The following is a 21,126-nucleotide window of genomic DNA, read 5'->3' as shown; positions in this document are numbered from 1 at the left end:
CAGTGTATGGGGACCCCGCACGGAAGGTCGGGGGGCCGTCACTCCCCAAGGCTCCCAGGGGTCTACGCGCGGAGATAGCGATCTTCGCCTTATGTATTCATACTGAATCTGCTTTGGGCTGGCTCGATTTGTTCGTCTGAACATCTAATTTCGATCGCCTTTCGCCCTTTTCGCTCTCTCCTCTCGGCTCCCCCTACGTACGTACTGAGGTCACCCATGCCCCCCTCGGCCACCGCTCCGGTCGACGACTCCCCGCAGCCCTCGGCTCCGCAGCCCAAGGGCGGCCTGGACCGGTTCTTCAAGATCTCCGAGCGGGGGTCGACGGTCGCACGCGAGTTCCGCGGCGGGTTCGCCACGTTCTTCGCGATGGCGTACATCATCGTGCTCAACCCGATCATCCTGGGCAGTGCCCAGGACGTGAACGAGAACTTCCTCGACAACGGTCAGCTGGTCACCGCGACCGTCCTCACCGCCGCCTTCTCCACGCTGCTGATGGGCGTCATCGGCAACGTGCCGATCGCGCTCGCGGCCGGGCTCGGGGTCAACACCGTCGTCGCGCTCCAGCTCGCCCCCCGGATGAGCTGGCCGGACGCGATGGGCATGGTCGTCCTCGCGGGCATCGTGGTGATGCTGCTGGTCGCGACCGGGCTGCGGGAACGCGTGATGAACGCCGTACCGAAGTCGCTCCGCAAGGGCATCGCGATCGGCATCGGCCTCTTCATCCTGCTGATCGGCCTCGTCGACTCGGGCTTCGTCTCCCGCGTCCCCGACAAGGCCAACACCAGCGTGCCGCTCCAGCTCGGCGCCGACGGCCACCTCACCGGCTGGCCGGTGCTCGTCTTCGTCCTGGGCGCGCTGCTCACGCTCGCGCTGATCGTGCGCAAGGTGCCCGGCGCGATCCTGATCTCGATCGTCGCCATGACGGGCCTCGCCGTGATCATCGACGCGGTGGCCGGCCTGCCCGAGGGGGCCTGGGGCCTGACGACGCCCGCCTGGCCGGGGAACCCGGTCTCCGCGCCGGACTTCGGGCTGCTCGGCGAGGTGAGCCTCTTCGGCGGCTTCGCCAAGGTCGGCTATCTGACCGGCATCCTGTTCGTCTTCACCGTGCTGCTGTCCTGCTTCTTCGACGCGATGGGCACCATCCTGGGCGTCGGCGACGAGGCCAAGCTGATGGACGCGAACGGCAACTTCCCCGGCATCAACAAGGTGCTGTTCGTGGACGGCATCGCGGTCGCCTCGGGCGGTGCGACCTCCGCCTCCGCCACCACCTGTTTCGTGGAGTCCACGGCGGGCGTCGGAGAGGGCGCCCGCACCGGACTGGCGAGCGTGGTGACCGGTCTGCTCTTCTCGGTGGCGCTGTTCCTCACACCGCTGGCGACCATGGTCCCGTCCCAGGCGGCCACCCCCGCCCTGCTGGCGGTCGGCTTCCTGATCATCGCGGGGTCGGTGCGGGACATCGACTGGAGCGACTACACGCTCGCGGTCCCGGCGTTCCTCGCGATGGTGATGATGCCGTTCACGTACTCGATCACCAACGGCATCGGCATCGGCTTCATCGCCTTCTGCGTGCTGCGGCTGGCGGCGGGCCGGGGCCGTACGGTCCCGATCGCGATGTACGTGGTGTCGGCGGTGTTCGTCTTCTACTACGCGATGCCGGCGCTGGGCCTTACGTGATCGGGTCTCTGGTCACTGTCGGGCCCGTCGGCCCGTAGAACCTCTCCGTCTCGTCGACGGCCGCCTTGAAGCGTTCGTCGAAGTCGTCGCGCATGAGCGTCCGGACCACATAGTCCTGGACGCTCATGCCGCGTTTCGCGGCATGCTGCCGGAGCCGGTCGAGCAGCTCACCGTCTATCCGCAGGCTGAGCACTGTCGATCCCATACCGAGCAGGGTCGCCGCCCGGGGGCGCTTTTCGCGTCACTTTCCGCTCCCATCTCACCCGTTCGGGTGATCGGATTCTCGCGCGCGTACTATCGAGTGGTATTTAGGTTGGGTAATGAGTTACGCTAACAAACATGCCTGACCTGATCCACGACGGCGAAAGTGCCGCCGCCGTGAGCTCCCTCCGCTCAGCCGTGATGCTGCTGGGCCGGCGCCTGAAGCACCAACGCGTCGACGAATCGCTGAGCCCCACCGAGATGTCGGTGCTCGGCACCCTGGCCCGCTGCGGCTCGGCCACCCCCGGTGAGCTGGCCCGCAAGGAGCACGTGCAGCCTCCGTCGATGACCCGCATCGTCGCGCTGCTGGAGGCGAAGGGGCTCGTCAGGCTGGAACCGCACCCCGATGACCGTCGGCAGAAGGTCGTCAGCCAGACCGAGCAGGCCGAGGCCATGCTCGCGGAGAGCCGCTCCAAGCGGAACGCCTGGCTGGCCCAGCTCGCCGAGGGTCTGGACGAGGACGAGTGGGAGACGCTGCGGGCCGCCGCGCCCGTGTTGGAGAAGCTCGCCCACCTGTGACCCCGCGGGCGCGACGGCGTGACGCCACCCCCGTACCGGACGGAACAGCAGCCGGTTGGGGGAGGGCGATCGCAGCCGGGACCGGCCCACCGCCGGACCCGGACGATCACCGCCGGAGCGCCCGTCGTCACGTCCTCGTCGGACCGCACGCCGTAGACGTACGAGGAGATGAACCCCTTTGAGTACGGGATCCGGAGCAGACTCCGCCCCCGCACCGACTTCCACCCACGAGAGCAAGACCGGCGGGACCTTCTCGTCGCTGAAGATCCGTAACTACCGCCTGTTCGCCACGGGCGCCGTGATCTCCAACACCGGTACCTGGATGTCCCGCATCACGCAGGACTGGCTCGTCCTGAGCCTGACGGGCTCCGCCACCGCCGTCGGTATCACCACGGCCCTCCAGTTCCTTCCCATGCTGCTGTTCGGCCTGTACGGCGGTGTCATCGCCGACCGCCTCCCGAAGCGGCAGATCCTGCTCGTCAGCCAGGCCATGCTCGGCCTGTGCGGTATCGCGCTGGCCGTCCTGACCCTGAGCGGGGTCGTCCAGGTCTGGCACGTGTACCTGGTCGCGTTCCTGCTCGGCATGGTGACGGTCGTCGACAACCCGGCCCGCCAGTCGTTCGTCTCCGAGATGGTCGGCCCCGCGCAGCTCCGCAACGCGGTCAGCCTGAACTCGGCGAACTTCCAGTCCGCCCGGCTCATCGGCCCCGCCGTCGCGGGCGTCCTGATCACGACGGTCGGCAGCGGCTGGGCGTTCCTGCTCAACGGCCTCTCCTTCCTGGCCCCGCTCATCGGCCTGCTGATGATGCGCACGAGCGAGCTGCACGCCTCGGTACGGGTGCCCCGCGCCAAGGGCCAGCTGCGGGAAGGACTGACGTACGTCCGTGGCCGCCCCGAGCTGATCTGGCCGATCGTCCTGGTCGGCTTCGTCGGCACGTTCGGGTTCAACTTCCCGATCTGGCTCACGGCCTTCGCCGACGGGGTCTTCGACGGCGGTGCCGGGATGTACTCGTTCTTCAACATCCTGATGGCCGCCGGTTCGCTGGCCGGCGCGCTGCTCTCGGCCCGCCGTCGCTCCACGCGGCTGCGGATGCTGGTGGCGGCGGGCACGGCGTTCGGCCTGCTGGAGATCGCCGCCTCGCTGTCCCCCTCGGTCTGGCTGTTCTCGCTGCTCCTGGTCCCGATCGGGATGCTCGGCCTGACGACGAACATCACCGCGAACACGAGCGTGCAGATGGCCGCCGACCCCGAGATGCGGGGCCGGGTGATGAGCCTCTACATGATGGTCTTCGCCGGGGGTACGCCGGTGGGCGCCCCGATCGTCGGCTGGATCAGTGACACGTACGGCGCCCGCGTCGGCTTCGCGTCCGGCGGCGCGATCTCGGTGATCGCCGCCCTGGCCGTCGGCTTCGCCCTCGCCCGCGTCGGCGGCCTCCGCCTGAAGGTCGACCTCCGCCCGGGCCACCCGCACGTCCGCTTCGTCCCGCGCGAGCGGCTGGCGACGGCGGCGTGAGGCGTGAGGCGTGCGAAAGGGGCCTTGCTTCCCGGCCGGGAAGCAAGGCCCCTTTCCTGCTTTGCCCGGGTCAGTCGCGGGGGAAGGCGTCGGTCGCGAGGGTGAGCCCGACGACGGTCGACTTCAGGTCGACCGGGGTCCCGAAGTCCAGGCTCAGGACGCTGCGGTACTCGTCGCCCTTCGGGAGCGTGTGCAGGTGCCAGGTCCCGGTGTACGGGTCGACGATGAGGTACACGGGGACCTCGGCGGTGGCGTAGACAGCCTTCTTGGTGCCGTAGTCGTTGGCGCCGGTGCTGCGGGAGATCACTTCGGCGACGAACTCGATGTCCTGGTAGCGCCAGCGGCCGTCCTCGCCCTTGGTGGCGTCGGCGGCGAGGGCGACGACGTCGGAGGCGAAACCGTTGAGGAGGCCGGGGAAGTCGATGCGTACGTCGGTCTTCAGCTGTCGGCGTTCGTACGTGGTGCGCAGCTGTTCCAGGATGTCGAAGGTGATCTCCCAGTGAGTGTCCCGCTGCGGCGACATGTAGACGTTCCCCTCGACGATCTCGACCTTGAATCCCTCGGGGGTGGGCTCAAGCCACTCGAACATCATGTCCAGGGTGCGCTCGTCGCTGATGTCGGCCATGTCGATCCTGTCGGTGTCTACGACGGTCATCGTGCCGCTCCTCCCCGCTGCCGCACGGGCGTGCGGGCAGCCGCGTAGTACAACGATAGGCCCGGCTCCTCGGACACGCCCGGACCCGCGTTACTTCCGCCCGGGGCCGGGCGGTGGTACGGGTGGCCTGGGCGCGGGGCCGGTGGATGGTGCGGTTAGGCTCGAAGGGTGGACCCGAAGACCAGAAACCGCATCATGGCGGCCGTGCTCGTGCTGATGTTCCTCGTCGTTGCCGTGGCGGCCGCCTTCGGCAGCTGAGGCGGCCGGTGTGCGCGGCGTACCGGGCGATGTCCCCGTGCCCCGCTGAGCCAGCACCACCGCACCGACGACACCCGCCGCGCCCAGCAGCTGGAGCGGTCCCAGCGTCTGCCCCATGAAGAGGTAGCCGAGGACCGTGGCGGCCAGGGGCGAGCCGAACGACAGGAACGAGGCGGCGAGCGCCGGCAGCCGGGCTATGCCGTTGAACCACACGACGTACGCCAGCAGCGCCCCGATGATGCTCAGGTAGGCGAAGCCGCCGATGTTGCCCCAGGTCAGGCGGTCGGGGAGTGGTTCGCCGAGCAGGGTGACGGGCAGCAGGACGAGGCCGCCGACGGTGAGCTGCCACCCGGTGAACGCCAGCAGCGAGACCCCTTCGGGGCGCCCCCAGCGCTTGGTCAGCACGATGCCCGAGGCCATGCACACGGCCCCCAGGAGCCCGGCGAGTACGCCGACGCCGTCCAGGGCGGCCTGCGGCTGGAGGACCAGGAGCGCGACCCCGGCGGCGGCGAGCAGACAGGCGCCGATGTGCAGGAGCCGTATGCGGGCGCCGAGCAGGAGGGCGCCGAGGAGCAGCACGATCATCGGCTGGACGGTCATGACGAGGGCCGCCACGCCGCCGGGCAGGTGGTAGGCGGCGAGGAAGAGGAAGTAGAAGAAGGCGCCGATGTTCAGGACGCCGAGCACGGTCGCGCGCACCCACCAGATGCCCCGGGGCAGTACGCGGGTCATCAGGAGGAGGATCAGCCCGGCGGGCAGGGCGCGCACGGTGGAGGCGAGCAGGGGCCGGTCGGGCGGCAGGAACTCGGTGGTGACCAGGTAGGTGGAGCCCCAGACGAGCGGGGCGAGGGCGGTGACGAGGGAGATCCGCACCAGGCGCTGTTCGGTGCGGAGACCGTCGGCCGCGGCGCCCGCCCCCGAATCATTCGACGTCGAACTATCTCTCATGGGACGGAAAAGTAGGGCAGGGAGTAGGCTGGCGTCAAACAGTTCGACGTGGAAGCATCCGGCGTGAGGCCGGGCGATGAACAAGGTGGGGCGCACATGCGTGACTCGGTCGACGACTTCCTGGACCAGTGGGCCGCGCTGCGGTCCGATCTGGACCTGGAGGCCATGGGTGCGGTGGGCCGGCTCCTGCGGCTGACCCGGCTCGTGGACAAGGAGGTCGGCCGGTACTTCGCCGAACACGGCATGGAGCGCTGGGAGTTCGACGTCCTCGCCACGCTCCGCCGCAGCGACCGCCCGCTCACCCCCAAGGAGCTCGCCGCGAACGTCATGGTCAGCTCCGCCGCGCTGACGAACCGGATCGACCGCCTCGACGCCCGGGGCCTGGTCGCCCGGGAGGCCGTGCCCGGCGACCGCCGCAGCCTGCACATCACGCTCACCGAGGCCGGCCGGACGCTCGTCGACAGCACGGTGGAGGGGCATGTGCGCAACGAGCGCAGGATGCTCGCGGATCTGGACGCGGAGGACTGCGAGGAGCTGAACCGGCTGCTGCGGACGCTGGTGGTCACGCTGGAGGGCGGCCGCTGACGGGCGGCCGGTGGCGGATGGTTGGTGGCGGGCGGTCGTTGACGGGCGGTCGTTGACGGGCGGTCGCTGGAGGACGGCCGGTGACGGATGGTCGGTGGCGGATGGTCCGCCGACGGCCCGGTGAGTCCAGGCATACCCCGGCGCGTCCGACCCGGCGCGTCCGACCCGGTGAGGCCCGGCGCGTCCGGGCCGCATGCTTGCCTGGAGTGGGCTCGAAGGAGTTGGCTGGGGAGCCATGAAGTACACACAGCTCGGACGCACGGGACTCAAGGTCAGTCGGCTCGTCCTCGGGACGATGAACTTCGGCCCGCAGACCAACGAGTCGGACAGCCACGCGATCATGGACTCTGCGCTCGGCGCGGGCCTGAACTTCTTCGACACCGCCAACGTCTACGGCTGGGGCGAGAACAAGGGGCGCACCGAGGAGATCCTCGGCACCTGGTTCGCCCAGGGCGGCGGCCGCCGCGACAAGGTGGTCCTGGCCACCAAGATGTACGCGAACATGGCCCCCGACGGCGATGCCTGGCCCAACCACGACAAGCTCTCGGCCGTGAACATCCGGCGGTCGGTCGAGGCCTCGCTCAAGCGGCTCCAGACGGACCACATCGACCTCTACCAGTTCCACCACGTGGACCGGGACACCCCGTTCGAGGAGATCTGGCAGGCGGTCGACGTCCTGGTCCAGCAGGGCAAGATCCTGTACGCGGGCTCCTCGAACTTCCCCGGCTACAAGATCGCCCAGGCCAACGAGCAGGCTGCCCGGCGCGGTTCGCTCGGCCTGGTCAGCGAGCAGTGCATCTACAACCTCGCCGAGCGCCGTGCCGAGATGGAGGTCATCCCGGCCGCGCAGGAGTACGGCCTCGGGGTCATCCCCTGGTCGCCCCTCCACGGCGGCCTGCTGGGCGGCGTCATCAAGAAGGAGGCCACGGAGGGCCGCCGCGCCTCGGGCCGCTCGGCCGACGCGCTCGCCAACAGCACGGTCAGGTCCCAGGTCCAGGCGTACGAGGACCTGCTGGAGAAGCACGGCCTGGAACCCGGCGAAACGGCCCTGGCCTGGCTGCTGACCCGCCCCGGCATCACGGGCCCCATCGTCGGCCCCCGCACCTCCGAACAGCTGGACAGCGCCCTGCGCGCCCTGGACCTGGACCTCCCCGAGCCCGTACTCACCGGCCTCGACGAGATCTTCCCGGGCCCGGGCCCGTCCCCGGAGGCCTTCGCCTGGTAGCTTCCGGCGAACTCACGTGCGGCCGCCGCCCCTCGCGCGGGGCGGCGGCCGCACGCGTATGGGTACCGCTGGCCGAGTGCGCGCGCCTTCAGTTTCCCGCCGCGAACCCGTCCAGCGCTGTCAGTACCGCGCGGCGGGTCGCGGGGCCGCCCAGGTGGCCCGCGTTGTCGATGACGGTCAGCTCCGCCTCCGGCCAGGCGCGGTCGAGTTCCCAAGCCGTGATCAGGGGGCTGCCGAGGTCGAAGCGGCCGTGGATCAGGGCGGCGGGGATGCCGGTCAAGCGGTGGGCCTCGTCGATGAGTTGGTTTTCCCTCAGCCAGGCGTCGTGGGAGAAGTAGTGGGCGCAGATCCGGACGAACGCCTGCTGGGCGCGGTCCGGGCGGCCGCTGTACGGGGGCGGGCCCGTCTGCGGCTCCAGGGACAGGACCGCGTCCTCCCAGGCGCACCAGGCGGCCGTGGCGCGTTCCCGTACCGCCGGGTCCGGGTTCTCCATGCGGCGGGCGTAGGCCGTGATCAGGTCCGCCGGGTCCGTGGCCTCGGGGACGGCCTCGCGGAAGGTGTGCCAGGCCTCGGGGAAGAGTTGGCCAACGCCCCGGTAGAGCCAGTCGGTCTCGCTGCGGCGGGTCGTGGTGACCGAGGCGATGACGGCCTCCGTGACCCGTTCCGGGTGCGCCTGCGCGTAGGCCAGGATCAGCGTGGAGCCCCAGGAACCCCCGTACAGCAGCCAGTTGGAGATGCTCAGGTGTTCCCGCAGGCGCTCCATGTCGGCGATCAGGTGGTGCGTGGTGTTGTGCCGCATCTCCGTTGCCGGGTCGCTCGCGTGGGGCGTCGAGCGCCCGCAGCCCCGCTGGTCGAAGAGGACGACGCGGTAGCGTTCCGGGTCGAAGTACCGGCGGGCGCGCTCGGTGCAGCCCGAGCCGGGGCCGCCGTGGACCACGAGAGCCGGTTTCCCGGCCGGGTCGCCGCACACCTCCCAGTACACGAGGTTGCCGTCACCGACGTCCAGCATGCCGCTCTCGTACGGCTCGATCGGCGGGTACAGGTCGTTGCTCCGCGTCCGGTGCACGTGGTTCCCCTCTTGGTCGGCCAGGCATTGTACGGGGGGTGTCGGGCCAGGGGAGGGGCGGAAGGCGAGGCGTAGCCTGGGCGCGTGAACGCGACTCCCCGGGTCCTCGCCGTCCTGAACGAACTCCTCGCCTCCGCCGCCCCCGAAGAGCGCGGGGCGCTGTGGCATCTGGCCGAGCAGGGGCGGGAGTTGGACGCCAATCTGGTGCGGCTGCCGGCGGGCGCCGAGGTCGGGGAGCATCAGGAGGACGTGCTCGATGTGCTGCTGGTCGTGCTGGCGGGCGGTGGACGCATCCGTACGGGGGGCGGGGGCGGGGGACCCGATACGGGGGGCGAGGACGGGAGCGGAGACGGGGGCGGAGATGGGGGCGGGGGCCTGGAGCTGGGGCCCTCCACCGTCGTCTGGTTGCCCCGCACCTCCCGCCGCTCCCTCGTCGCGGGCCCGGACGGGCTCACGTACCTCACCGTCCACCGCCGTCGCCCCGGCCTCGCGATCAAGGCGCCGAGCGGGGCGTACGAGGGTGGCGAGGGGCCCTGCATGCTGGACCGGGTCTGCGCGGAGTGCGGGCGGCTCTCCGAGGACCCGGCGCCGGTCTTCTGCAGCCGGTGCGGGGAGCGGTTCCCGGGTCGGTGAGCCGCTGGCCCCTCCGTAATGCGGTGAGCCCGCCCCGTACTCGCCATGGCGGTCCCCGATCACCACATGCGGGCGGCGCGGCCCCCCGTCCCCCGCCCCGGACCTGTCGTCGCTGTGCATGCGACCCGCTGTGCACTACATGGACTCAGGGACTCAGCCACAGCAGACGTTCCGTCAGAAGCGCATAGGACAAGCGGAAATGGCCTCCCGTCCTGGCCTAGGAAGCCGCGCCGCCGTTGCTCTTCAGCAACTGTCCGTTGACCCACTGGCCTTGCGGCGAGCACAGGAAATCCACCAGGTGCGCGGTGTCCTGCGGGGTGCCGGTACGGCCCAGCGGGGTGCCCTGGGCGAGGGCTGACCGCAGCTCGTCGTTCATCCAACCGGTGTCCACGGGCCCGGGGTTGACGACGTTGGCTGTCACCCCGAGGTGGGCCAGCTCATGGGCGGCGGCCAGGGTGATGCGGTCCAGGGCGCCCTTGCTCGCGCCGTAGGGCAGGTTGCCCACGGTGTGGTCGCTGGTGAGGGCGACGATGCGGCCCGTCGCCGTACCCCGGGCGGTACCGGCCCCGGGGGTGCCGCCGGGAGCGCCGTCCCCGGCGGGCGCGCCGCGGAAGCGGAGCCCGTACTCGCGGATCAGCAGCCAGCTGGCCCGGCTGTTCACGGCGAAGTGCCGGTCGAACGCCTCCACGGTGGTGTCCAGCAGCCCCGAGTCCACCGATTCCGCGTGCGAGAGGACGAGCGCGGTGACCGGGCCGAGGCGCTGCTCCGCCTCGTCGAAGATGCGGGCCGGGGCGTCGGGGTCGGAGAGGTCCGCCTCGATCGTCGCCGTACGGGCTCCGGCGCCCTCCAGCTCCCGGGCGATGGACGCGGCGGCACCGTCCTCGGCGCCCCACTCCATGCGCCGGTCGTACGGCGTCCAGTAGGTGAAGGCGATGTCCCACCCGGAGGCGGCGAGCTGCCGGGCGATGCCCGCGCCGATCCCGATGCTGCGTCCGACGCCGGTGATCAGGGCGATGGGGCGGGCGGGCTGCGGGTCCTGTTCCGGGGTCGCCGCCGAGGCGGATTCCGGACCCGTTCCCGGACCCGTTTCCAGGGTGGTCGAAGGCTGTTCGTTGATCGTCACGTGGTGATCCTTGGTGACCCGAACGGGTACGTCAATGGCTTTCCCGGTCACCGCCCCGCCCCCACCGCGCCCCCGCTGAGCTGCACCGATCCATCTTCCTGGTGGGCCGACGCGATCTTTGTGTTTCCCCGGGACGGGCGCGCGCTCCTAGCGTGGAAGGAAGAAACTGCAACGGACGCAGACGAACGCCGCATATCGATCAGATGCGGCCGGAGAGAAGGACCGGAACCATGAGCGAGCAGCAGCAGCAGTCGCTGAGCGGCAAGACCGCCGTCGTCGCCGGAGGGGCCAAGAACCTCGGTGGCCTCATCAGCCGGACCCTGGCCGAGGCCGGGGCCAATGTCGTCGTCCACTACCACAGCGAGAACACGGCCGCCGATGCCGAGAAGACGGCCGAAGCGGTACGGGGCACGGGTGCCCAGGCCCTGGTCGTACGGGAGGACCTGACCCGGGTCGAAGGCGTACGCAGCCTCTTCGACCAGGCGCTCGACGCCTTCGGCGGGGTGGACGTGGCCGTGAACACGACCGGCATGGTGCTCCGTAAGCCGATCGGGGAGACGTCCGAGGAGGAGTACGACCGCATGTTCGCGATCAACTCCAAGGCCGCGTACTTCTTCCTCCAGGAGGCCGGTGCCCGGCTCAACGACGGCGGCCGGATCGTCAGCCTGGTGACCTCCCTGCTCGCCGCCTTCACCGACGGGTACGCCACCTACGCGGGCGCCAAGGCCCCGCTGGAGCACTTCACCCGGGCGGCGGCCAAGGAGTTCGCGCCGCGCGGGATCGCGGTGAACAATGTGGCGCCGGGGCCGATGGACACGCCGTTCTTCTACCCGCAGGAGACGCCCGAGCGGGTGGAGTTCCACAAGTCGCAGGCGATGGGCGGGCGGCTGACGGAGATCGAGGACATCGCGCCGCTGGTGAAGTTCCTGGTCACCGAGGGCGGCTGGATCACCGGCCAGACGATCTTCGCGAACGGCGGCTACACGGTCCGCTGAGCGAGCGCCGGAAGGTGGGGAGGACCGCGTGACCCTGGACCTGCACAAGCTGGAACACCTCGTCGCCGTGGCGGAGGAGGGCGGGTTCACCCGGGCGGCCGAACGGCTGCACCTCAGCCAGCAGGCCCTGAGCACCTCCATCCGTACGTTGGAACGTTACGTCGGCGTCCAGCTCCTGGACCGGGGCCACCAGCACGTCACCCCCACTGCCGCCGGTCAGGCCCTCATCGACGACGCCCGTGCGCTCCAGGCCCAGGCCCACGCCGCCCTGGAGCGCACCCGGCGCATCGGCCGGGGCCAGGCCGGGCACCTGCGCATCGGCCACACCCCGGCGGTCACCGCGGAGGAGGTGGTGGAGCTGCTGACCCGGGCCCGTACGGAGGAGCAGGGCATACAGGCCCACGTACGCCAGCTCTTCCCCGACGAGCTGCGCGACCAACTCCTCACCGGAGCCTGCGATGTGGGGCTCAGCCGGTCCATGCCCGCCGACACGGGCCTCACCCGCGCCCGGATCGCCGAACACCGCCTCCGGATCGCCGTCCCCGCCGGCCACCCGCTCGCCGCCCGGCCCACGGTGGCCCTGGCCGACCTGAGCGGGGAGCCGCTCACGGTGTGGGGCGAGTCCGGCTCGTCCGTGTACACGGACCTCCTGATCGGCCTGTGCCGCCAGGCGGGCGTGGAACCCGACACCCGGCGCAACCCCGTGCAGGGCACCCCGCCCATCACCGCCGTCAGCGCGACGGGCCGCATCGCCTTCGTCACGGCACCCCCGGGCCCGGCGGCGGGCGGCGCGGCCCACGTCATCGACCTGGACCCGCCGGTCCACGTGCCGGTCCACGCGCTGTGGCCGGCGCACACGACGTGCCGGGACCGGGACGTGTTCCTCAGTCGGGCGGGGGAGGGGGCAGGCAGGGGCGGTATATGACGCACTCGGTATGTGACGTACTCGGACGTACTCGGTATGTGACGTACCAGGTATATGACGTACTGAACCGGAGTCACCCCAAAGTTCCCTTTATGAGTTGATAAGAAGAAGGTGGCTATCGGGGCCGTCGGAGGGTCGAGATGCTGGTGATCTCGCACCCCTCGAAGGAATCGGTAGTTCCATGAAACATCGACACATCGCGCTGCTGGCCGCCGCATCGGTGGCCATCCCGGTACTTCTGGGAGGCACACCGGCGCTGGCCGTGACAAGGAGCGCGCAGGTCCTCTCCGTCCGCGGCGTGGCGGGCGCGACACCGGGCGACGGCCGTCGGGACGCGGTCGAGAAAGGTCTGGTGACCAGGCTCAAAGGCGTGCCCGAGACGTTCGTGGCGGGCGGTGCCTGGGAGGAGTTCGACCTGGTGCTGGACAACATCTCCCAGGGGGAGATCTCCCATTTCACCGCGGACATACAGGTGATCACCATCGCCCCCGATCCGGCCCTCCACCCGTCGCACATGAGCGTCCAGGTGCGGTTCGGCGGTTCATGGGTCAACCCCAGGCTGCAGGACATGGGACAGCGGGATGTGAACGTGGCTCTCCCCGTCGGCCCCATGGTGCTGCCGCCGGGAAAGACCACCATCCGGCTGAGAATGAAGTTCTCCGCCGACGCGCCGTCGGTCGAGTTGTACCTCGGCCCGCAACCCGACGAGGACCACTCCACCGGAGACGTGGACTACTGGGTGCCCACGCATCTCGTACACCGCGATGCCCCGAGCCCGGAGCCGTCCACGGACCCGGAACCGGAGCCGTCCACGGACCCGAGCCCGGAGCCGTCCACAGACCCGGAGCCGGAGCCGTCCACGGACCCCGACCAGGAGCCGTCCACCGGGCCCGGGCCCGACCCGTCCGTCGATCCGGAGCCGTCCACGGACCCTGATCCCACCCTGTCCACGGACCCCGACCCCTCCGCCACCGCCACTCCCACCCCCGATCCCTCCGCCACCTCCACCCCCGCTGCCTCCGCGCACCCCCTGCCCGCCCCGGAGCCCACCGGGACCGACCCCGCCCCCTCCGGCGGTGCCGGTCAGGCTGCGGCGTCCGGCGCGGCGGGCGGAGGGCTTGCCCATACGGGAAGTAGCGCCGCGACGAAGTGGGTTCTCGGCGCGGGCGGGGCGCTGGTCGCCCTGGGGATCGGTCTCGCCGTCGCCGCGAGCCGGGCCAGAAGGCGTCGCGCCCGCGGGTGATCCCCCGGCGCAGACGCGCCACCCCCCTACCCCGTCCCGGCCCGGTCCGGGCAGCATCGCCTCCGTGCCTGCACCCGCGGAGGGCGTGCCGCCCCTGGGCCGGGGCGGTCCCCGGCCGAAGGGGCCGTCGCCCGACATGCGGCGGGCAGCCCGCCGACAGAGACTCGGATCGGATCTCCGGGGACGCCCGTCCCCGGCCGACCGAGGAGGAACAGCACCATGACCACATCGATCAGCGACCCGGTGGTGGAGAGGTTCGTCGCCGCTGTCAACGCGGGCGACAAGACGGCCTTCACCGCCGTCCTCACCGAGGGCGCCACGATGTCGGACGACGGCAGCGAGCGGGACCTGGCCGCCTGGACGGAGAAGGAGATCTTCTCCCCGAAGGCGAACGGCCGTATGAAGGTGGTGGAGGCCTCGGACGACGGCCGCACCCTCGTCGTCGACTACACGAACGACACCTGGGGCACGATGCGGACGCGCTGGGTCTTCACGGTCACCGGCGACAGCATCAGCCGTTTCGAGACGGGGCAGGCACCGGCCTGAGCGCTGAGGCTGTCCCTGGCCTGGCCTGGCCTGGCACGGCACGGTTCACGGGCGGCGCCGGGAGCTCCACCGACGGATTCCAGCCGTGGATTCCCAGTCGGCGGACTCCCAGCCGCCGGACTCCCAGCCGCCGGACTCCCAGGCTGCCGGTTCCCCGCTGGTCGATCCCCCCGCCGGTCGATCACCCCCCGCTGGTCGATCTCGATCCCCCGCTGGGCAGCTCCCGGATCCCGTCCCGTTGTCAGTACCTCCCGATACCGTGCGAGAGCCGCCTGATCCGCCTCTCTTCCTTGGAGAACCGCTGTGGACATCCTGCTCATCGCCGGCCTGTGGCTCGACGGATCCGCGTGGGACGACGTCGTACCCGAACTCACTGCGCTGGGGCACCGCCCCATACCCCTCACCCTCCCGGGCCAGGGCGATGGCGCTGCCGACGCGACGCTCGACGACCAGGTGGCGGCCGTGCTCGCCGCCGTCGACGCGGCGCCCGGGAGACCCTTGGTGGTGGGGCACTCCGCCGCAGCGAGCCTGGCCTGGCTGGCCGCCGACGCGCGACCGGAGAAGGTGGCCAAGGTCGCGCTGATCGGCGGCTTCCCCGCCGCCGACGGTCAGGCCTACGCCGATCTCTTCGCGATGGAGGGCGGCGCGATGCCCTTCCCCGGCTGGGGCCCCTTCGAAGGGGCGGACGCCGCCGACCTGGACCAGGAGGCCAGGGACCGCTTGGCGTCCGCCGCGCTCCCTGTCCCCGAGGGGGTCGCCCGGGGGGTCGTGCGCCTGACCGACGAGCGCCGCTTCGACGTCCCCGTGGTGGTCGTCTGCCCCGAGTTCACCCCTGCCCAGGCCAAGGAGTGGATCGCCGCGGGAGAGAGCCCCGACCTCGCCCGCGCCACCCACCTGGAGTACGTGGACCTGGACTCGGGCCACTGGCCGATGGCCAGCCGCCCCCGCGACCTCGCCCGCATCCTGGCGGAGGCCGCGGGCTCGTAGAACTGTGAGGGCCTGCGGCCTCCGTTAGGGGGCGACCGCACGGACGAGGAGCGTCCCGATGTGCCCGGGGTGCGGCGCGTCGAGCACCTCGGCGGAGGCGGTGGCGAACCCCGCCCGGGTGAGCAGACGCTCCCAGACGGCCGGGCGTTAGCTGTAGCGGTACGTGAACATCGCCTTGCCCGCGAAGCCGCCCTTGTACATGCCCTGCGGCCCGTACGCGCCCGGGATGGCCGGTGGCTGCGAGAAGGCGAACACCCCGCCGGGCCCGAGCCGTCGGCGTACGAGAGGAAACAGGCGGCCGGGGTCGGTGAACCAGGCTGCCCCGAAGATCGAGTAGACCGCGTCGTACGTCTCCTCGTGGTCGCGCAGGTGCTCCAGAACCTCCGCACACACGAACTCCGCCCCGGTCCCGGACCACTTGGCGGTGGTCCTCTTCACCATGACGGGCGACAGGTCGACGCCCCTCACCGCAACACCGCCCCGGGCCAGGTGGACAAGCGCCCGACCGGTCCCGCAGCCGACCTCCAGCACGGAACGAGGATCCCCGAGCACTTCCGGCCCGGGCCCGTGCCCGGCGTACTGGGTCCAGCAGAAGCTCGGTTCCGCGTCCTCCTTGAAGGCGGAAGCTGCGTAGGTGTCCCACAGCTCCGTCTCGGTGGCGATGTCGTGGTGTGCGGGCAAGGCGGGTCCTCTTCGCAGGGGCCGGCCCCCGGCCTTCGGAGGCCGAGGGGCAGGGGCCGGCGTGGGGTCGTTCAGTGGCTGCCAGGGACCTTGTTGTCGCACGGCGAGCACTCCGTACCGTCGATCGCCCACAGCTCCTCGTCGATATCGAAGCCGATGGAGGTCAGGAAGCCCGCGGTGCGCAGGCACAGGCCGTCGCTGCGGCGCTCGATGGATGGCGCGTGATGCTTGTAGCGGCCTTCGTTGGCAGGCAGACCCCCTCGTCCGACGACCTGCGCGCCTGGGCGGCGGCAACCGCCCAGCCCGACGCCGTATGACGAACTGCTCGCGCGCCTCCGGGGCTTCGAGCCGCACATCCGGTCGTGGCGAAGGTAGTTGGCGGCAGGGCGCAAGGCGGTCCAGGACACCCACCTGAGTGCTCACGCCGACGCCGCGGTCTTTCGTGGCTGGGAGCCGTCCATGGTCTTCGGGATTCTCCAGACACCGGATTACGCCCGGGCGATCTTCACCTGGTACGCGGATCTGCAACGGTCGCCGCGCGACACGGAGGAGGAGGCCGTACGGTCCCGTATGAAGCGCCAACAGGAGCTCTACGACTCCTCGAAGCGCTTCCACCTCATCATGTGGGAGGCCGCGCTGCATGCCTTGGTCTGCCCGCCGACGGTGCTCGCGGCCCAACTCGATCGTCCCTCAGGAGCCATCGGCCTGGACACGGTGGAGCTGGGGATCATTCCGCTGTCCGCGTCGCTCAGGGTCCCGCCCGCCACGGCCTTCTGGGTCTACGACGACCGCCAGGTGATCGTGGAGAACTGGCATGCGGAGCGGGGTCTGACCGGCCGCACAAGGATGTAAGCCATTCCCTTGTGCGAGTGCGCTGGGCGTCCTGGTGTTCGGGTTCAGGGTGCTGGCACGGGCGATGACATTGCTGTCGGTGAGGCGCGGCTGACGTCCGGCGGCGTACGGAGGTCAGAAGAGAGCGCGGACAAGCGTCCCCGGGATGATGTAGAGCGCGCCAAAGGCAAGCGGCAGCGACAGCGCCGCGCACACGCAGGCTGTGATGGCTATCCACAGGGGCGCCAGGACTCCGAGCGGGTTGTCGCTGTCCGCGACCCCCTGGACGTACCAGACCTTGCGGTACGGAAGGGGAACCACCGCCGGACCGCCCGCCGAACGCCGGTATTCGTGTCGACGGCCCGTCACATCGGTGACGGCGAACACGTGATAGTGCCCCCCGCTCTTGCTGGTCTCCTTGCGTACGAACCGGGCTCGTACGCGCTCGCCTCGACGCGCAGTCCGCCACAGGAGCGATAGCTGCCTGGAGGCGGCGGCTCCCATGACAAAGGCGACAGCACCCATGGCGCAGGCGGTAAAGGAGACGAGCAGGACGCTCATGAACCGTTCGAACGGGTTACCCCATTCGCCGTCCATACCGCCCACCCAGTAGAGCGCGACCCCGTGGACGGCGAACAGCACGAGTGCGCCCCTGACCGCGAGCTGCTTGCTGGTGTACCGCTCCCGCAGCCGCGGCTTTCGGCCGGACACGGGGGCGTCGCGCAGGGGAGCGGCTGCGACAGGCGCCAGCTGCTTCCGTGGTACGGGCCTGCTGCCGCTGGCCCGCTTCTGCGGTAGGGGGCTGCTTCCGGCGGTCGGCGTACGCATCGACGGGGGTACGCCGGAGCCGTGGGCCGGGGCTCCGGCGACAGGCCCACCACCCTCGGAGAGGCGTACCGCGTCCGCCGCGCACACCGCGATCAGCCGCACCGCGCCACCGCCCGGCGCCCACTGGTGCTCGCTGACGGAGGGGCCGTGGCGAGGATCGAAGAAGCAGAGCGGAAGCCGCCTGGGCAGGGGCTTCCCGGACAGTCGCGCGTCCAGACAGGCCAGGGCGTGCCGCCCTTCGTCCAGCGCGCGGAGCGCACCCAGGCTGTCCGGGCGCCCGGACGAGGGCAGAAGCCACCACCCTGCGCCGGAACGCCGCCGCCCCGCCCCGAGACTCCGCGCCGCCTGCTCATAGGCGTCCAGGGCCCGCCGGTAATCGGCGACCGCGTCCGCGTCGGCACCGGGCTGCCCGGGGACGAATGTATGGGCGGTGAGGAGTTCTCCGAAGGCAGTGATCTTCTCGTCCAAGTGGACTGCCTCATCGCGCCGTTGTCTTCTACTGCTCCCGTGCCCCTGGCGATTCTTCAGCACCTGTGCCCCCTCCCCAACACGCCTGTTGCCAGTCTGCCCGACAGAAGCCGGGAGCGGGCCGGGGGCGGGCTGGGGGCGGTGGCCTGACCGGTTACCGCCGCCCTCCTGTTCGAGACTTGTTCCCGATCGCGTACACGTGCATGCCTTGCGCTAGTCTCTCTGGGCGCGGAAGCGGAACGCAGATGGACGGGGGAGCCGTGTCGCATTCGGAGCGCTGGCAGGAGATGTTCGGACCAGCCGACGAGGGGCCCGAGATGAGGCTCGCCTCGGCGGCCTCCGGCCCCGGGACCGGCACGGGCGGAACCGGAAAGCTCAAGCACAGCAAGGGCCCTTGGACCAGCGCCTCCGGAACTGCCGGGGATCTGCGTACCAGGACGGAGAAGAGCAGGTCAGCGCTTCGGCCTGGCCACGAGGGCATCGAGGTGGGAGCCGCCGGTCTCAGCTCCGTTGCGGCCCTCAAGAGTGTGCTGACGTCCTGGGAGGAACGCCTTCAGGCGGTGCGGGACGAGTGCGAGCAGCTCAAGGGGACCCTGCTGTCGGTCGCCAAGGAGATGGGGGAGACGGAGGCCGCGGTCGACAAGTCCCTCAAGGGCGTCGACACCAGCGGCAAGGTGGCGGCGAAGCGATGAACGGAACCCTCACCTGGCAGCTCCTGCGTGACCTCAAGACCTCCGAGTTCACAGAGGCAAGCGAAAAGTGGCACGAGGTCTCGGGTCGCTCAGCCTCCGATCGGGTACGGGTCGACCGAGCGATGTCCGCGAAGCTCCGCGAGACCCAGGAGAGCGATGCGGCGGAGGCGGCCCTCGGCAGGCTCCGGCGCCTGAGCCGCAACTTCCAGTACGTGCACACCGAGTGCGGGCTCGTCCGTACCGCGCTCAACGGACTCGCGGGCGATCTCGCCGAGCCCCAGAACCAGTTGAAGCGGGCCCTCGCGGACGCCGCCGCCCTGAACTTCACCGTCCAGGCGGACGGTTCCGTCAGCTACCCGGCCGTCGAGGTCGAGGACGCGACCGGGGCGAAGCAGGAGGCCCCGGGCAGCAAGACCCAGGGCAGCTCCCGCCTCCCACTGGAACCGCCCGGCCTCGGCCCGCAGGGGCAGTTGCCGCTGGCCCCCGGCTACGCGGGCTTCAAGCCGCTGAACCCGAACGCGGCGAAGGCGCAGGACGTGGCCGACCGTATCGCCCGGGCCGTACGGTCCGCGCAGGAGATCGACGCCCGGTACACGAGGACCCTCAACGGCCTGAGGGCGGAGAAGGGCCTCAACGTCACCGCGGCCACCCTGAAGGACGTCGCCCGCGACACCGCCGACGTCCGCTCCGCCGCCGGTATGCACCTCGGCGAGGGCATCCCGGAGGACAAGAGCCCCGCCGAGCGCAAGAAGTGGTGGGACGGCCTGACCGAAGAACAGCGGCAGGAGTACCTGAAGGTTGCCCCTGACCTGATCGGCAGCCTGGACGGCATCCCGGCGGCCGTCCGCGATGAGGCGAACCGCAACTACCTTCCGGTCCTCATCGACGAGCTGGAGCGCCGAGGCGGCGACGACGCGAAGACCAAGCTTGATGCCCTCCGCATGATCCAGGAAAAACTGGACAAGTCGAGCCACCCGCCCATGTTCCTTCTGGGCATCGGCGGCGAGGGCAACGGACGCGCGATCGTCTCGTACGGGGACCCGGACACGTCCCGGAACGTCTCGGCGTACGTTCCCGGTCTCGGCACCAAGCTCGACGGCGAGTTCGTCGAGGACACGATGAAGCGGGCTCAGGACACGGCCAGGGGAGCCCGGCGGGTGGACCCGTCCAGTGCCTCGATCATCTGGCTGGGCTATGACGCCCCGCAGAACGTGGACGTGATGTCGAGGGGCGATGCGCAACGGGGTGCCCCGGCGTACAACGAGTTCATGGCGGGCATCTCGGCGACGAACGAGAACGCGGACCCGCATGTGACGGCGATCGGCCATTCCTACGGCTCACTCACCGTGGGCACGGCCGCCAAGGAGTCCGACGGCATCCCGGGCGTCGATGACGTGATCCTGCTCGGGAGCCCCGGCGTGGACGCGCAGAAGGCGACGGAACTCGGCGTGGGCAAGGACCATGTGTTCGTCGGCGCCGCCGACAACGATCCGGTCACCCACTTGCCCACGAAGGGCGAGGTGGCGCTCGGCTGGATCACCGGCGGCCCGGTGGGGCTCAGGGTGGGACGGGACCTCTATGACATCGGTAACGACGACCTGTACTTCGGCAAGGACCCGGCGAGCGCGGCGTTCGGAGCACAGCGCTTCGAGGTCGATGACGGACCCAGGATGATCCGCGACATGGGACTCTTTGACGCCCACTCTCAGTACTTCACTCCCCAAAAGGACCGGGTGTCGGCGGACAACATCGCCAACATCGTCGCAGGACGACCTGATGCCATCGTGAGGGAGAAGCATCGATGAGGCACATCACGCGGACCCTTCGACTGATCTGTGCGGCGGCTGTGGCCGGCTTGCTGCTTGCCGGATGCGGGCTGTTGGGCGGCGCCAAGAACGGAAACGGGGCATTGGTAGGCATGGACATGCAGGGCGCGGCTGAGCGTGCCGACGCGATGCTGTACGCGACGGTCGGGGCGATCAAGCCGGAGATCGAATGGGTTCACGACGCCACGACCACCGGCAGTTGTGACGTGACGCGCTACTGGACCGTGATGACGGTTGTCTCCGAACAGCGCCGGGGCAACTTCCTCGGCGTGGTTGAGCGTTTCTGGAAGGCGAGCGGATACCGGATCGACACGGTGAATCCGAGCAAGGACCTGCCAGCGATCTACGCTACGTCCAAGGACGGCTTTGGTATCACCGTCCTCTTCGGCTACAAGGGACAGGCGTTCTTCGAAGTCACCAGCCCCTGCGTGGACAAGTCCAAGGTGGCCGAGCCCACGAAGGTGGCGAACGGTCGGACGTACCAAAGTGAGATCCCCACTCCCAACGTCCGCTCCGACTTCTGGTCGGCCGAGACCTCGGTGCCTGGCCCCACCCCCTCGCCCTGACCTGTGGCGGGCCGACGGTGCGACGGCGGCACGTGGCCCGCAGCCGGGGTCGGAGGCGGGACCACCACCGTCGGGCGC

Annotated in this window: 20 protein-coding genes and 2 pseudogenes; 15 read left to right on the top strand and 7 right to left on the bottom strand. The window is 70.4% G+C overall.

What is annotated here, in order from left to right:
* Nucleotides 1-216: 216 nt before the first annotated feature.
* On the top strand, nucleotides 217-1,674 hold the full coding sequence (locus ACFW9Z_RS09245; protein WP_384636698.1) for an NCS2 family permease: 1,458 nt from the start codon (nucleotides 217-219) through the stop codon (nucleotides 1,672-1,674).
* Here ACFW9Z_RS09245 and ACFW9Z_RS09240 read toward each other — a convergent pair.
* The gene (locus ACFW9Z_RS09240; RefSeq protein WP_384636695.1) at nucleotides 1,667-1,879 is read right to left on the bottom strand and encodes a hypothetical protein; all 213 of its coding nucleotides are present in this window, start codon (nucleotides 1,877-1,879) and stop codon (nucleotides 1,667-1,669) included. The genes ACFW9Z_RS09245 and ACFW9Z_RS09240 overlap by 8 nt on opposite strands.
* A 134-nt stretch (nucleotides 1,880-2,013) precedes the next feature.
* Between ACFW9Z_RS09240 and ACFW9Z_RS09235 the strand changes: the two genes are divergently transcribed.
* Both ACFW9Z_RS09235 and ACFW9Z_RS09230 read left to right on the top strand, forming a co-directional pair.
* Nucleotides 2,014-2,454, top strand: a complete 441-nt coding sequence (locus ACFW9Z_RS09235; protein ID WP_311596615.1) for a MarR family transcriptional regulator — start codon at nucleotides 2,014-2,016, stop codon at nucleotides 2,452-2,454.
* Between the two features lie 178 nt (nucleotides 2,455-2,632).
* Entirely contained in the window at nucleotides 2,633-3,967 is a 1,335-nt protein-coding gene (locus tag ACFW9Z_RS09230; RefSeq protein WP_384636692.1) for an MFS transporter, read from the top strand.
* Nucleotides 3,968-4,037: 70 nt separating this feature from the next.
* On the opposite strand, the gene ACFW9Z_RS09225 is transcribed toward ACFW9Z_RS09230, so the two are convergent.
* Nucleotides 4,038-4,622 carry a Uma2 family endonuclease gene (locus ACFW9Z_RS09225; RefSeq protein WP_384636689.1) on the bottom strand — a complete coding sequence of 195 codons (585 nt, stop codon included), beginning with the start codon at nucleotides 4,620-4,622 and terminating at the stop codon, nucleotides 4,038-4,040.
* Between the two features lie 90 nt (nucleotides 4,623-4,712).
* On the bottom strand, nucleotides 4,713-5,828 hold the full coding sequence (locus tag ACFW9Z_RS09220; RefSeq protein WP_384636686.1) for an EamA family transporter: 1,116 nt from the start codon (nucleotides 5,826-5,828) through the stop codon (nucleotides 4,713-4,715).
* A gap of 96 nt (nucleotides 5,829-5,924) precedes the next feature.
* Here ACFW9Z_RS09220 and ACFW9Z_RS09215 point away from each other — a divergent pair, with 96 nt between their 5' ends.
* Nucleotides 5,925-6,413: a MarR family winged helix-turn-helix transcriptional regulator gene (locus ACFW9Z_RS09215; RefSeq protein ID WP_384636683.1), complete on the top strand. Its 489-nt coding sequence runs from the start codon at nucleotides 5,925-5,927 to the stop codon at nucleotides 6,411-6,413.
* A 235-nt stretch (nucleotides 6,414-6,648) separates the two neighbouring features.
* The gene (locus ACFW9Z_RS09210) at nucleotides 6,649-7,638 is read left to right on the top strand and encodes an aldo/keto reductase (protein WP_384636681.1); all 990 of its coding nucleotides are present in this window, start codon (nucleotides 6,649-6,651) and stop codon (nucleotides 7,636-7,638) included.
* Nucleotides 7,639-7,726: 88 nt separating this feature from the next.
* Here ACFW9Z_RS09210 and pip read toward each other — a convergent pair whose 3' ends face one another.
* Nucleotides 7,727-8,704: a prolyl aminopeptidase gene (pip, locus tag ACFW9Z_RS09205; RefSeq protein WP_384636678.1), complete on the bottom strand. Its 978-nt coding sequence runs from the start codon at nucleotides 8,702-8,704 to the stop codon at nucleotides 7,727-7,729.
* Between the two features lie 84 nt (nucleotides 8,705-8,788).
* Here pip and ACFW9Z_RS09200 point away from each other — a divergent pair, with 84 nt between their 5' ends.
* Nucleotides 8,789-9,337, top strand: coding sequence for a hypothetical protein (locus ACFW9Z_RS09200; protein ID WP_384636675.1), 549 nt, complete (start codon nucleotides 8,789-8,791; stop codon nucleotides 9,335-9,337).
* Between the two features lie 217 nt (nucleotides 9,338-9,554).
* Here the strand turns inward: ACFW9Z_RS09200 and ACFW9Z_RS09195 are convergent, their stop codons facing one another.
* On the bottom strand, nucleotides 9,555-10,460 hold the full coding sequence (locus ACFW9Z_RS09195; RefSeq protein WP_384636672.1) for an SDR family oxidoreductase: 906 nt from the start codon (nucleotides 10,458-10,460) through the stop codon (nucleotides 9,555-9,557).
* 230 nt (nucleotides 10,461-10,690) lie between these two features.
* On the opposite strand from ACFW9Z_RS09195, the gene ACFW9Z_RS09190 reads away from it, so the two are divergent.
* The 5 genes from ACFW9Z_RS09190 (at nucleotide 10,691) to ACFW9Z_RS09170 (ending at nucleotide 15,156) form a co-directional block, all read left to right on the top strand.
* Entirely contained in the window at nucleotides 10,691-11,455 is a 765-nt protein-coding gene (locus ACFW9Z_RS09190) for an SDR family oxidoreductase (protein WP_384636669.1), read from the top strand.
* Between the two features lie 28 nt (nucleotides 11,456-11,483).
* Nucleotides 11,484-12,380 (top strand): LysR substrate-binding domain-containing protein, encoded by an 897-nt coding sequence (locus ACFW9Z_RS09185; protein ID WP_384636666.1) that lies wholly within the window; start codon nucleotides 11,484-11,486, stop codon nucleotides 12,378-12,380.
* Between the two features lie 181 nt (nucleotides 12,381-12,561).
* Entirely contained in the window at nucleotides 12,562-13,623 is a 1,062-nt protein-coding gene (locus tag ACFW9Z_RS09180) for a hypothetical protein (protein WP_384636663.1), read from the top strand.
* 219 nt (nucleotides 13,624-13,842) lie between these two features.
* Entirely contained in the window at nucleotides 13,843-14,169 is a 327-nt protein-coding gene (locus tag ACFW9Z_RS09175) for a nuclear transport factor 2 family protein (RefSeq protein ID WP_384636660.1), read from the top strand.
* Between the two features lie 303 nt (nucleotides 14,170-14,472).
* Entirely contained in the window at nucleotides 14,473-15,156 is a 684-nt protein-coding gene (locus ACFW9Z_RS09170; protein ID WP_384636657.1) for an alpha/beta fold hydrolase, read from the top strand.
* Nucleotides 15,157-15,180: 24 nt separating this feature from the next.
* On the opposite strand, the pseudogene ACFW9Z_RS09165 reads toward ACFW9Z_RS09170, so the two are convergent.
* Nucleotides 15,181-15,837, bottom strand: a pseudogene (locus ACFW9Z_RS09165) (class I SAM-dependent methyltransferase).
* Nucleotides 15,838-16,082: 245 nt separating this feature from the next.
* Between ACFW9Z_RS09165 and ACFW9Z_RS09160 the strand changes: the two are divergent.
* Nucleotides 16,083-16,659: pseudogene (locus ACFW9Z_RS09160) on the top strand (Scr1 family TA system antitoxin-like transcriptional regulator); the annotation flags it as partial.
* 144 nt (nucleotides 16,660-16,803) lie between these two features.
* On the opposite strand, the gene ACFW9Z_RS09155 reads toward ACFW9Z_RS09160, so the two are convergent.
* A complete protein-coding gene (locus ACFW9Z_RS09155; protein WP_384636654.1) occupies nucleotides 16,804-17,964 on the bottom strand; it encodes a hypothetical protein in 1,161 nt (386 codons plus the stop codon).
* Between the two features lie 260 nt (nucleotides 17,965-18,224).
* Between ACFW9Z_RS09155 and ACFW9Z_RS09150 the strand changes: the two genes are divergently transcribed.
* The 3 genes from ACFW9Z_RS09150 to ACFW9Z_RS09140 are packed head-to-tail and all read left to right on the top strand — an operon-like array spanning nucleotide 18,225 to nucleotide 21,048.
* A complete protein-coding gene (locus tag ACFW9Z_RS09150) occupies nucleotides 18,225-18,656 on the top strand; it encodes a hypothetical protein (RefSeq protein WP_384636651.1) in 432 nt (143 codons plus the stop codon).
* The gene (locus ACFW9Z_RS09145; protein ID WP_384636648.1) at nucleotides 18,653-20,461 is read left to right on the top strand and encodes an alpha/beta hydrolase; all 1,809 of its coding nucleotides are present in this window, start codon (nucleotides 18,653-18,655) and stop codon (nucleotides 20,459-20,461) included. Before ACFW9Z_RS09150 ends, ACFW9Z_RS09145 begins: the two co-directional genes overlap by 4 nt.
* A complete protein-coding gene (locus tag ACFW9Z_RS09140; RefSeq protein WP_384636645.1) occupies nucleotides 20,458-21,048 on the top strand; it encodes a hypothetical protein in 591 nt (196 codons plus the stop codon). Before ACFW9Z_RS09145 ends, ACFW9Z_RS09140 begins: the two co-directional genes overlap by 4 nt.
* Nucleotides 21,049-21,126: the final 78 nt, after the last annotated feature.

The organism is Streptomyces sp. NPDC059452 (assembly GCF_042750035.1).
GTDB lineage: Bacteria > Actinomycetota > Actinomycetes > Streptomycetales > Streptomycetaceae > Streptomyces.
Note: the sequence above shows the minus strand (reverse complement) of the source record. Positions and strands in the feature narration are given on the sequence as shown.